The organism is Ktedonobacter sp. SOSP1-52 (assembly GCF_016587395.1).
This window is the reverse complement of record NZ_BNJH01000003.1, coordinates 1,379,578-1,392,483: the sequence shown is the minus strand read 5'-3', so window position 1 is coordinate 1,392,483 and position 12,906 is coordinate 1,379,578. Positions and strand designations below refer to the sequence as shown.

The window sequence follows — 12,906 nt, the reverse complement described above, 5'->3', positions numbered from 1 at the left end:
ATAACTTGGATAGTAAGTATAGGAAGAGAAATTTGTAGGATGGCAACGCAGCGAGCACAATCCAGAGCGAAAACAACAGCTTCGAAAACAACAGCTTCAAAGATAGAGTTTGTCGCCAATCCGCAACAGGCGGCCGCCATCGCCCATACAGATGGTCCTGCGGCCTTTATCGCGGCGGCAGGCACAGGCAAAACCGCGATCCTCGTGCAACGCCTTGTGCGCTTGATCGCCGATGTCGGGGTTGCCCCCGAGGCCATTCTCTGTGTCACCTTTACCCGCGCCGCCGCAGAGGAGATGGAGAAGCGCGCCCTCAAAAGCCTGAAAGCCAGGGGCCTACTCATCAAAGATCTCAAGGCCCTCCGCGTCGTGACCTTTCACGGTCTGGGACACGTCATGCTACGCGAGAAGCTCCAGCTTAAACCACAGGAACTCAACCAGCGCCTCATCAGCGGCGATCCACGCCAATGGCTGGCCGAAGATATTGTACGCCCCTGGCGCAGCGATCGCTCACGCGGCATGAACTGGGAAGTCAATATTACCGACGTGCTGGCAGCAGTCGACCGGGCCAAGGAAGAGCTTATCCAGCCCGATCAATCACAGGACTTCTTCCGCCGCCACCTGGGACTCATGCCCGAACTGGCGGCCCGCTATCAGGAGTTTTTTGAGCGCTATGAGCAGACCAAGCAGAAGGAGAAGCTCTACGACCTCTCAGACCTGATCTATATTCCGCTGTTGCTGCTTGAGAGCAGCCCCAAATTCCGCAAGACCTGGCAGAATCGCTATCAGTATCTCCAGATCGACGAGACACAGGATACCAGCCCCTCACAGTATAAGCTGATTCAGTACCTGGCCGCGCCCAGGCATAACGTGGTCGTCGTTGGTGACCCGGACCAGGCCATTTACCAATTCCGTGGCGCCAGCCCCGAGGCCTCGATCCTCTCGTTCAAAAGCATGTATCCCAAGGGGCAGATCTATCGCATCGAGCACAACTATCGCTCGACGCCACAGATCCTCGAAGCCGCAAATACCCTGATCAGCAAAAATGATATCACGCCCGGCTTCGAAAAGGTCTTGCGCCCAACACTGCCCAGTGGTGCACCAGTACTGGTCACAGCCTACCCAGACCAGGAGAGCGAGGCCGACGGGGTCGCGACGCGCATTGAGGAGCTGGCCCGCACCTGGCGTACCCAGCAGGATAAACTCAGTTATCGCGATATCTTCGTGCTGGCGCGTACCAATCATCACCTGGCCAACCTGGAGATCGCCCTGGCCCGGCACCGCGTCCCCTACCGCACGGTAGGCGGCTCCTCGTTCTTTAAGCGCAAGACCACGCGTGACATTCTGGCCTTCCTGACCCTGGTCGATGGCACGCGCATCTACCAGGATTTTCTCGCATCGCGCCAGACACCCAATCCGCGCAGACGCGAAGACGTTTTGACGCCCGTACACTGCGGCGAGCAGAACGCGGCCTTCCGCGTGGTGGCAAATATCCCCTCTCGGGAGTACTTCACACGCACAGGAAAGATCTCGCATCGCTTTACGCCTACCTTCTATGGCACACTCTCCTCATTTGCCGGGGGACAGCCACTGTTACAGTTCTGTGAAGAGCAGGCCTATACCATCGCCTCTGAGTTCCAGCTGGGCGTCAAAGACTTCGTTGGCTTGATTCAGCGTATCAGCAATAAGTGTCGCAATCGGCCAGCCGAGGCTATCAAGCTCCTGCGCGAATACGCCTACGACACCCATCTGCTGCACTATGATAGCCGCCACAAAGAGAACGCGGACGAAGACGAGGAGACACCAAAGCCACGCGAAGAGGTCAAGCTTGAGGGGCGCTACGACGAGCTGGAAGAGCTTACCGAGATCGCCCAGCGCCACCATACCATTCGCCACTTCTTGCAGGCCATGGCCCAGCTTAAAGAACAGGCCGAGGACAGTAGCAAGAACAAGCGCGACTGCGTCAGCCTGATGACAGTGCATAAATCTAAGGGACTGGAGGCGCCGGTGGTCTTTGTCGTGGGCATGACGGAGAGCATCTTCCCGCACAAGCGCTCTTTTACCATGACGGAGGATGGCCCGATTGAAACCTCGGGCATCGCTGAGGAGCGCCGCCTGGCCTACGTTGCCTACACACGCGCACAACAGTTGCTCTTCCTGACCTCTCTCCTGCGCTATCGCGGTAGCGATGCCCAGGCATCCCGCTTCATCTATGAGGCTGGACTCAAGCCCACCGACGAAGACGGCATCCTCAATCCCTACCTGATGACACGCGATGGTGATCCACGCGAGCAACCACCCAAAGCTCCACCAGCCGTAAGCATGCCAACTTTATTCTAAGCAAAAAGTGTATGTAGTGTTGATGGGGCAATGCCACAGACATTGCCCCATCAACACTACATACACGATATTACCTGCCACCCTCGAAGGTCGAGGCGCGTATGGCCTCCAGGCCATGCTCCAGAATGGGCGAGAGCACGGCGCAGAAGGCCTGAGCCGCGGGCGAGATCCGTCGATCCGCACGCCGCATCAGGCAAAGCTGTGGACGCAGATTAAGGTTGCTCACAGGAACATGCACCAGTTCTCCACGCATAAGCTCACGCTGCACCGAGAAGGCAGAGATAATCGCCGCGCCTACGCCACTTATGACCATCTGTTTTACCGCCTCGTTGTCGGTCAGGGTAAAAAGGGAGTGAATTTGAACTTCGTGTCGCTCCAACTCCTGCTCGATCATTACTCGAATAACGCTCTCCTCCTCGCGCAGGATCAATTCGCCCTGATTTAGCGCCGTAACCGGCAAGACCTGAAGCTTGCTCCATTTATGAGTGGGTGCCACCACCAGGATCAGCTCATCACTCGTCGACATCTCGACCTGCAACTCTGGCGGGCAGATCGAGGTATCGCTCTCGACAAGACCAAAATCCAGCTGCCAGTTGAGCAGGGCCTGCACAATCTCAGGTGAATTTAGGATAGAAATATGCAGCGTCACCTGCGGATAGCGGGCACGAAAGCGCGAGACAACGAGCGGCAACAGGTAGACACCTGCCGTGCGATTGAAGGCCAGGCGCACCTCGCCGCCCTCGACATCGCGCAACTCCTTTAGGGCATCCTCCATTTCGCGCTCCAGCGAGAAGAGTTGTTGCGCGTATTCCTTGAGCACACGCCCGGCATTAGTCAAGGCGATGCGCCGCCCCTGGCGCTCAATGAGCTTCAGATACACCTCCTGCTCTAGACTATGAATCATCTTGGTTACAGCAGGCTGGCTCAGGTGAAGCTCCTCCGCCGCGCGCGTCACATGTTCAAGCTCTGCGACTTTCAAAAAGATACGTAGATTCTGTAAATTCATGGTTGTGATAAATGCAAATTAGTTCGCTGCAAAGACAACGGTTCCTGTTTATCATACCTCAAAAGCAACCATTACCAGTTTCTCGCTGTACATTGAGAACTAAACAGTGTATGATTATGCCGGGAACGCTTTTATAAACCAGTATTTCTAGCACCAACTAGGCATATGAGAAATATCATCTGAAGATGTTTTGATGCATAAAAACACGTAAACAGGAGGATGGCTCCCCTTCCACGTTAGCGCGTGGAAATATGCCGCACTATATGAGAAACTGTCCTCATTGTGGTAAAGCCAACGATCTCAGCGCCTTTTATTGTGAGGCCTGTGGGCAAATTATTGAGAAACCCGCCAATAATGATCTCTATACGGTCAATCAGCGAGAAGAGATGTATGGGGTCACCAGGCGATCGCAAGATGCGATATCTACTACCCCTAATTACCAGGAAACACCTGTCTATACAACTCCAGCCTCCTACAGTCCTTATGGCTCAGGGGAAGCCTATGCACCTCCTCTCTACGCACAACAATCTGCGGGAATGCAAACGCCTTACTACGCAACCCCGATATATCCTCAAGTTCCAATCGAACAGGGACGTTCCACTGGTGGAATTATTTTGAGTATTATGCTCTATCTCTTCAATTTATGTTGGGCTAGTCTGGGAGTATTTGGCTTTCTAACCGGCTTCACTAGCAATGATATATCTATTGTTGCTCTTTTAGTTTTCTTCCTGGTTGCTATAGTGGCGCTTGTCTTTATTATGATCAAGCACAAAAAACCACGTTTAAAGTGGTGGGTACGTTTACTGGCCTTTCTAGGTATCACGATCATTGGTTTTATCGTTCTCATTATTGCTGAAGGCTTGAGCACTGTAGTGCCAGCAGCAAACCCTGGTCAGGTTGAAGATATCTACCTGGGAGGGACATTAGTGGTCTTTGGCGTACTAGCCATGATCGCTTCTGTCCTGTAGGAAGGGACCGTGCGCTACGTACGTAGCGCACGGTATGCCGCCACTATGCCTCTTGCTAGGTGAAGATCAATTCCCGCGCACGCGTGGCGCTTTTGAGGTCGACCAGGGCGGCCTCAAGCATATCCTTGAGATCTGGACGAACATTCAACTCCAATCGCTCCAGTTCTGCCCCAACCGAGAGTCCTTGCTCCGCTTTATAGCGCCGAACCTGTTTTAGCAGGTCCAGCAACGCCTGCCCATCGGCCTCGGCTCGCGCATTCTGCCACCACATGGGCGCCTGGGGCCAGGGCGCGAGATGCAGCGAGGATGCACCATCCCTCTCTTGAAAGAGGCCCTGGTAGATCTCCTCTGTGATAAAGGGCATATATGGGGCCAGCAGCTTTATAACCGCCAGCAAGGCCTGATAAAGTGTCCACCGGGCCGCCTGCGTGTGCTCGCCCTCATCGTTATACAACCGCGCCTTGACTAGTTCCAGGTAGTTATCACAGAAATCCGACCAGAAGAAGCGCTCGACCTCCGCACGCGCAGCGGCATAGTCGTTCTCCATAAGTTCCCTGGTGGCGTGCTCAATGGTCTGCGCCAGGCGAGCCAGCAGCCAGCGATCCGTTGGCAGGAGTCCAGCCGGCTCTTGCGTAGAAGCTATCTCCTCGGGCGAGAGTTCCCGCAAGTGACGCGCGGCAAAGCGGGCCGCGTTCCAGAGCTTAGTGACCAGGCGACGACCATTGGCGATCAGCTCGGGATTAAAGGGCGTATCCAGGCCGGGCTTAATCGAGGTCGCCCAGTAGCGCAACGCGTCCGCCGACTCGCGCTCAACTAGTTCCAGTGGTCCACCCGTGTGGCTATTCCCCTTGGACTTCGAGATCTTCGAGCGCTCCGCCGACAGGGCATGGCCCGAGACCAGGACCTCGCGCCAGGGAATCTCGCCAGTATGATACAGAGCCTTAACAATGGTATAGAAGGCCCAGGTTCGAATGATGTCATGCGCCTGAGGACGCAGGCTGGCCGGGAAATGACGCGCAAAGCGCTCTGGATCATCAACCCAGTTCGCGATGATCAGAGGCGAGCACGACGAGGTCGCCCAGGTATCCATAACATCGCGTTCAGGCTCAAACTCCGTCGAGCCACAGGAGCATGGCTGCTCGGGTGCGGTCGTGCGCGGGTCAATCGGCAACTGCTCCCGCGAGGCCAGCAGTAGTTGTCCACAGGCCCGGCAGGCCCAGGCGGGAATGGGAACGCCCAGGAAGCGCTGGCGCGAGATACACCAGTCCCATTGCAGATTCTCGACCCAGTGCTCATAGCGCGCCTGCATAAAGGCAGGCGTCCAGCGAATCTGGCGCCCGGCCTCAAGGAAACGCTCCTTCTGGTCCAGGACACGAATAAACCACTGGCGCGTGTGCAGGTATTCGACGGACGTACCACAGCGTTCATGAACGCCGACGTTATGCTCAACTGTCTCTTGCTGCAAGATCAATCCCTGCTCCGCCAGGATTTCTAGGATACGCTTTCGTGCCTGTGGAACAGAGAGACCGGCCAGTGGTCCTGCCAGTTCCGTCATGCGTCCATCGCGACCAATAGCTGCCAGCAGCGGCAATTGATGGGTGCGCCACCAGCGAACATCGGTGGAATCGCCAAAGGTGCAGCACATAACCGCGCCGCTCCCTTTGGCGGGATCAACCGCCTCATCCGCAAGGATAGGAACCTCAATACGCTCTCTGGAGGCGAAAGACGCGCTCGCGAGCGAAGCATGTGTCCCAACCAGGCCAGCATAGCGCGCATCCGAAGGGTGAACAAAGACGGCGACACAGGCTGACAGCAGTTCTGGGCGCGTGGTCGCAATAGGGAGTGTCGTGCCATTCTCCAGCGTAAAAGCCAGGGTAGAGAAGCGCGTTGACAGTGTCGTATCATCAACTTCCGCCTGGGCTATTGCGGTCTGGCACTCGGGACACCAGAGGGTGGGGGCCGGGAGCGCATAGACACGCTTTGCCTGGTAGAGCTGAATAAACGACCACTGCGAGGTACGTTGCGCCTGCGGCGAAATGGTGGAATAGCGATAGCGCCAGTCGATGCTCAGGCTTAAGCGCCGCCAGAACGTTTCGAAGCGCTCCTCGGTCTGGTGTATCAGGGTATGACACTGCTCCAGGAACTCGGGCAATTCCATCTCCAGAGCCTTGCGCTTGATGGTCTTCTCAACAAAGCGCTCCGTAGGCAAACCATTGTCATCGAAGCCCATAGGATAGAGAACGCATTCACCAAGCATACGGTGAAAGCGCGCGATAACATCAGCCTGCGTATAGGAATAGCAGTGTCCAATATGGAGTTCACCAGAGACGGTAGGGGGTGGGGTATCAATCGTGTAGACAGGCGCAGAGCCATCAGGCGGAAAAGCGTAGGTCTGGGCATCATGCCAGAACTGCGCCAGGCGCGGCTCAGCGGAGCGAAAATTGTAGCGGTCGGGCAAGCTCATCGTGGTACTCCTTCAGGTAAAGACATTCCGCTGCCGTCAAACAAGGACGAGGGCAGCGCTCGCGGTACCACCTTGATTCGATAGTCGACCCGCCCAACCATGACAAGGGTCAGACTATCCTTATGCGCAGCAATAACGGGCCACACCCCGGAAGAACTTACTACACGTTTTGGGCATCTCAGTTCTTCGACTTCCGAGCCACGTTCAGGGGACTAAATTGAAAGAGGCTCTCACCCGGTGGCCTCTCTTCTCTGGCAATCCGCGTTTCCCTTACTCCGCTCGTTCGCAGTCACTTTATAGATTTTGTTTACAAGGGTTATCATACCGCTCTTATACGGTTGAGTCAAGTGGCAGGAGCGAAGAGAAATGAAACTTTTCTGGTGCGTAACGCGTGAATATGGCAAGATAGCCAGATAATAAGGTCAACTTTTGCATTGTGACATTTACATACAGTAGAAAGGAAGGTAAAGCCACATGACACAGTGGACACCGGACAATATACATAAAGGCATGGAAGTATATTCCGCAGAGAATGAGGATCTGGGGCATGTCGAAGATGTCTATGATGATTCCTTCCTGGTGCAGAAAGGGCTCCTCTTCCACAAGGATCGCTATATTCCCTATAGTGTGATCTCAACGATTGATGAGGAAAACGTCCATCTTATGGTCAGTAAGGCCGAGGCCAGAGAGATGCGCTGGGATCAGCGCCCCAACGAGCATACAGGTGACACCCTGCAAACGTTCTACGATCACGGCACTGACCTCGATAATCCGTTAAATACCCATCGCGCATAATTTCTTTGAATCCGCATACTACATGCAGTAAGAGCATCGGTCCGGTATAGCAAGCAGCCAGACCGGTGTTTTTTTGCACTTTCCCGAAAAGAGGCGTATCTCTCTACCCGCTCTACCACAATCAGGCAACCTGCTTTCAGGAAAATCATCTTAAGGCATAGAACCTCAAAATCCCGTTTTTCTGGCTATGCTGTAGTCTCGACGGAAGCAACCGTGGGTTCCTGGACCTGGCACAAAACTGCCTACTGTTATCTCCCTACAAGATACGGTTAGAACCTTACTCGATTTAAGGTAATTACCTGATGTAATAACAAGCGGCATTGGCTACACTTAGGACGTATAGATAAACAGACAGAAGCCAAAGATTGCCACAATAAGCTGAATGCTTATTTTGTAGACCGGGCCATGGAGCCGACGCTGATTTGTCGGTAGATTTCCAGAAGGGAGCGTGGAAGCATGGCAATTGCCAATCCTATTAGTGATGAGCGCCGATCCAGGCTTTCTAGCCACGAGGATGTGCTAGCAGAATTCACCACTTCCCTGGGCATTGAGATTGACGAGGCGCTTACAGCGCAACGTACAACCGAATCTCTTCCCCATTTTGTGGTACTGGAAGACGAGATCGCAGCCCTACTGAGTGATGATGATGACGACGACGAAGAGGGCGATGAGGATAGCACTTCATCAGCACATACCCATCGCGGTGGGGTAACCAGTACCAAGGCCAATGGTTCTGAAGATGCCTTCCAGAGCTACCTGCGTGACATTCGCGGGTATGGACTCCTCACACACGCGGAAGAGATCGACCTGGCACAAAGAGCGGCGGCAGGCGACACCATAGCTCGCCGTAAACTCGTCGAATCCAACCTGCGCCTGGTCATCTCCATTGCACGCCGCTACACCAGCACAGGTGTCCCCCTGATCGATCTTATCCAGGAGGGTAACCTGGGTTTAATGCGCGCCGCTGAGAAGTTTGACTACCAGCGTGGCTGCCATTTCGGCACGTATGCCACCTGGTGGATTCGCCAGGCCGTCAGCCGCGCCGCTGGCGAGCAATCGCGCATGATCCATCTCCCTGAACACGTCTCAACGCGCCTGCGCAAGATTCGCCGCATCTCCGCTCAGCTCTCCCAGGAAAACGGGCTTGATCCTATGCCTGAGCAGATCGCGGAGGCCTGTCATTTTGAGGTCGACGAGGTCAAAAATTTGCTCGGAGTTATCGAACAGCCAGTCTCCCTCGACACACCCGTTGACGATGAGACACGCTACTCGCTGGGCGATACGCTCGAAGACGATACCACTCCCGCGCCAGCCGAGACAGCCTCGCGCCACCTGCTTGGAGAAGAACTCCACCGCGCCCTGGCCGTGCTCACGCCGCGAGAGCGCTCAGTCGTGATGCTGCGCTATGGCATAGGTGATGGTCGCAGCCGTACATTGCTGGAGGTGGGCAAAGAGCTCGGTATCTCCAGAGAACGTGTACGCCAGCTCGAAGTTGTGGCGCTCATGAAGCTCCGCAGTGTCACCAACGCGCAAGCGCTTCACGACTGCGTTTAACCCGTCATAGTATAAAACAGGATTAAGAGGGCGTCTGCATGTGCAGACGCCCTCTTGCGCATCCTACAGTCGTATGTATTTCATGCTATTTGCTCGACAACACTACCAGAGTATGCTATATATACTACGGCTACAGCTTCTTAATTGCTCATTGGCACATCAACACGCTTCGTTTGACACATAACATCTTGGCGGAGAGGCTTTCTAAGCATGATCAAACAACTCACTGAACGCCAGGAAGAGAGCACGATCCAGAGAGGCACCACCTCGCGTTTCAGGCTTACACGCCCTGCTATTATCGATATTTGTGTGGTCCTCGTTCTGTTCATCGTGGCGCTTATTCCACGCATCCAGCTTGCGAACCAGCTTGACATGGTTACCGACGAGATTGTCTATATCTGGGGCGGAAAAGTCTATTTCCCCCTCCTCACCCACCTCCAATTCACCTCGCCAGCCTGGCACTACAACTACGAGCATCCGCCGCTGGTAAAGCTCTTAATTGGCTTCACTCTGGCGTGTAACTCGCGCCTGGGACATCCTCTCACCACGCTACAGGCCGGGCGCGTTCCCAGCATTGTTATGGGCGTGCTCCTGATCGCAGCTATCTACTGGCTTGGTCGCCGCCCCTTTGGGCGTACCGTGGCCACGCTGGCAGCGCTCTGCCTAGCGGTCAGCCCTTGGTTGGCCTATTTTAGCGCCCTGGCTTATCTGGATATGACGATGACCGCGCTCGCGACCATCGCCTTCCTGCTGCTGTGGTACGCGGTCCAGCGTCCCTGGATGTATCTGCTGGTGGGCGTCTTCCTGGGGCTGGCGGCTGATAGCAAATATCCCGCCGTCTTCCTGGTGCCAGGTATGGTGCTCTATGCGCTCTACTATACCTTCTTCATACGTCCTCGCCTGGGCGAAGCTAGCAAACTACCGTGGAAATGGTGGCTTGGCGCCATGCTGCTCTCGCCACTCGTTTTCCTGCTCGTCGATCCCGCCATCTGGACCAATCCACCTGTGAAGCTCTTTCAAAGCTTCTTTTTTGAGTGGAATCACTCCTCAAATGGACATCTCACCTTTATGGCCGGAGCCGCCTACGAGCATATGCCACGCTGGACCATTTTCTACATGTTGGGAGCCAAGCTCAGCGTATTCCTGACGCTGCCAGCGCTCGGCTTTATCGTGTATGCTATAGTCAAACTCGTTCGCTATCACCGCGCGCCAAACACCGTTGCCCCGATGGAGGCAGCTAGCGTGGTCTTCCTCTCGATCTGGCTCGTTAGCGCCGTAGCGATGTATGGCCTGCTAAATATTGTTGTAGGGACACACTACTATCTGCCAGTGGTGCCACCTATCGCTCTAAGTGGAGCCTTTGGCCTGGCAGTCCTGTTACGCTACCGCCGTTCCCTACTGTGGAAGCAGCGAAGCAGTCAGGCAGTCGCGATAGATGGGACACCTCTCGATGAGCAGAAAATTTCGCTCGTACGCCCTTATACACCCTTGAACGCTCGTGCAGGAATCACCATTGCGCTGATGGTACTCATCCTCACAATTCCACACCTGATCGGCCTCGTGACTATTCCGGATGCTGAGGGCTATACCAGTGAACTTTTCCCAAACGAAAATGCCTCACTGCAAGTGGCCTATCCAGGTTATCGCGATGCTGTCCTCTGGCTGGCTGACAACGATAAAGGGCCTGCCAGGGTTGGTCTCGTGGCGATCTCCTCAGCGACTCTAGGGAGCGGCCCTCAGGATGAGCAGAGCTGGTACTATTACAATCAGGATTTACCCAAACAGCTCAGCCTCTCGACGGTGACCCCGTCCGATCGCACCTACAAAAGCGACTACCTTGTCTGGCCAATGCACCTGCAACAGCGCGGGTATACGATACCCGAACCCTGGCGCTCGCATATTGTGCATACCGTCACCGGTGGCAATACCATTTACTGCTACATTCTCTCGCGCTAACCGTCCCTAGGTCGCCTCTCTAGCGACTCAGAAAGCGATCTGCGTTTGAGCATGTAGCCAGGAGTTTGTTTACCGTATGCATTCAACCATATCAGAACATTTCCCGGCCACAGCGAATACCAGTATAGAAGTAAAGGCGCCGCCGAGTCCCTCCCTGAGAGGACTCGGCCTCTGTGCTCTGGCGCTCCTGCTCTGCACAGTATTGATGCTCTCACCCCTCTCACGATTGGTTGGGGTACAGCATATGAATGGGATCGCGCCCTTCATCAATGCACTTCTCAGCTTGAGTGCCTGGCTCCCAACAGATCTCCATCTCGTGGGCACTCCTGCCAGATCAGTGAAAAATACCAGCCTGGTGTTCTTTATCGGCGCGACCCTTCTCGCGTTTCTTGTCTATGGCATAAGCGCCTGGTGGTTTGCACGCCAGCCCGCTCAGGCAAATTACCGCGTCACTCAACGCTGGATTATGACAATTGCGCTCCTGGCTGGCCTCTGCTTCGTCTTCACGCCGGCTATGCTCTCCAATGATGTCTTTGTGTACGCTGGCTACGGACGACTGGTCTCAGCCTATCATGCCAGCCCCTACTTTGATCTACTCACAAACTACCCTGATAAACTCAATCTGTATGACGATTGGCGGGGTGCCACATGCGCCTATGGACCTTTCTGGGTACTCATCTGTACACTGGTCTCAACCCTGGCAGGCACAAATATCTTGTCTTACCTGCTGACCTATCGCCTCCTGGCACTGGCTTCCAATCTCTGTAATATTCTCCTGGTGGGTTTGATTCTTCGCAAACTGGGACGCCCTGAGCGTACAGTCACCCTGGGCATGCTTCTCTATGCCTGGAATCCCTTGATGCTACAAGAGAACGGCCTGGGCGGCCATAACGATACGGTTATGGTCACCTTCCTCCTTCTGGGGGCCTACTGCTGGCTACAGCACGAACTACGCGCCTTCACAGAGCGCTTGAGGGTACGCGACTACCTGCCCGCGCTGGCCTGCTTCTCTATCGCGATCCTGATCAAGTATTCCTGCGCCCCCCTGGTCTTGCTCTTCTTCGTACTCATGGGGCGGCGGGCTATGCTGGCCGCGGCTCAACAAGGGAAAGCGCTTCGGGGTCAGCTCTTAGAGGCAGGCAGGGATATCCTCATTGGCGGTGCCTTCTGCGCGGTGCTGGTGATCGGTTTCTATCTGCCTTTCTGCCTGGGACATAGCGTTCCCGATATTATCAAGAGCTTCTCGTCCCCACCATCCTCCTACCTATCTTACAACTCCATTCAGCAAGCCGCTGGCCGCTGGCTCGACTGGAACAAGAGTCAGCAGGAGGGCGTCAATTACACAATCTTTACCGTGCTGGCAACCCCCGTTGTCTGGCGGATCATCAATGTGATTGTCATAGGCACCTCGATGCTAGCAGGCCTGGTCGCGCTCTGGCGTAAACCCAGTATTCAAGTATGGGCACTGGCCTGTATCGCCTTCCTATCGCTGCTCTACCTCGTCATCACCTGGCTCTTCCCCTGGTATATTACCTGGGTCATAGGTCTGGCCTGCATCTGCCTACCCGCGCGTGGTCGCCTGCCGCGCGCCCTGGTGGGTACAACCCTGCAATTTACGCTGACCATCCATTTCCTCTACCTCTTCTTCTTTCCTATCTCACCTTTTGGGCGCTGGAATGGCTGGGACTTCTTGACGACACTGCTCCCCCCTCTAGCTACCTTCCTGGTTCTCTACTACTGGTGGCCCCGCCACTCCCAGGCAGCAATGCCCACTCAGGAAGAGCACGCACACCAGGCCTAGTAAAGCACTATTCTCCACCTGAGAG

Annotated in this window: 8 protein-coding genes; 6 read left to right on the top strand and 2 right to left on the bottom strand. The window is 55.1% G+C overall.

Annotation, left to right across the window (positions count from 1 at the left end):
* Positions 1–39 precede the first annotated feature (39 nt).
* Positions 40–2,337, top strand: coding sequence for an ATP-dependent helicase (locus tag JMJ16_RS31350; RefSeq protein ID WP_201388000.1), 2,298 nt, complete (start codon positions 40–42; stop codon positions 2,335–2,337).
* A 70-nt stretch (positions 2,338–2,407) separates the two neighbouring features.
* Here the strand turns inward: JMJ16_RS31350 and JMJ16_RS31345 are convergent, their stop codons facing one another.
* Positions 2,408–3,343, bottom strand: a complete 936-nt coding sequence (locus JMJ16_RS31345) for a LysR family transcriptional regulator (protein WP_201387998.1) — start codon at positions 3,341–3,343, stop codon at positions 2,408–2,410.
* 251 nt (positions 3,344–3,594) lie between these two features.
* On the opposite strand from JMJ16_RS31345, the gene JMJ16_RS31340 reads away from it, so the two are divergent.
* Entirely contained in the window at positions 3,595–4,311 is a 717-nt protein-coding gene (locus JMJ16_RS31340; protein ID WP_201387996.1) for a zinc ribbon domain-containing protein, read from the top strand.
* Positions 4,312–4,366: 55 nt separating this feature from the next.
* Here JMJ16_RS31340 and JMJ16_RS31335 read toward each other — a convergent pair whose 3' ends face one another.
* A complete protein-coding gene (locus JMJ16_RS31335) occupies positions 4,367–6,775 on the bottom strand; it encodes a valine--tRNA ligase (RefSeq protein ID WP_201387994.1) in 2,409 nt (802 codons plus the stop codon).
* Positions 6,776–7,249: 474 nt separating this feature from the next.
* Between JMJ16_RS31335 and JMJ16_RS31330 the strand changes: the two genes are divergently transcribed.
* The 4 genes from JMJ16_RS31330 (at position 7,250) to JMJ16_RS31315 (ending at position 12,881) form a co-directional block, all read left to right on the top strand.
* On the top strand, positions 7,250–7,570 hold the full coding sequence (locus JMJ16_RS31330; RefSeq protein ID WP_201387992.1) for a DUF2171 domain-containing protein: 321 nt from the start codon (positions 7,250–7,252) through the stop codon (positions 7,568–7,570).
* A 456-nt stretch (positions 7,571–8,026) separates the two neighbouring features.
* The gene (locus tag JMJ16_RS31325; protein WP_201387990.1) at positions 8,027–9,124 is read left to right on the top strand and encodes an RNA polymerase sigma factor RpoD/SigA; all 1,098 of its coding nucleotides are present in this window, start codon (positions 8,027–8,029) and stop codon (positions 9,122–9,124) included.
* 210 nt (positions 9,125–9,334) lie between these two features.
* Positions 9,335–11,080 carry a glycosyltransferase family 39 protein gene (locus JMJ16_RS31320; RefSeq protein WP_201387988.1) on the top strand — a complete coding sequence of 582 codons (1,746 nt, stop codon included), beginning with the start codon at positions 9,335–9,337 and terminating at the stop codon, positions 11,078–11,080.
* Between the two features lie 76 nt (positions 11,081–11,156).
* Positions 11,157–12,881, top strand: coding sequence for a phospholipid carrier-dependent glycosyltransferase (locus JMJ16_RS31315; protein WP_201387986.1), 1,725 nt, complete (start codon positions 11,157–11,159; stop codon positions 12,879–12,881).
* Positions 12,882–12,906: the final 25 nt, after the last annotated feature.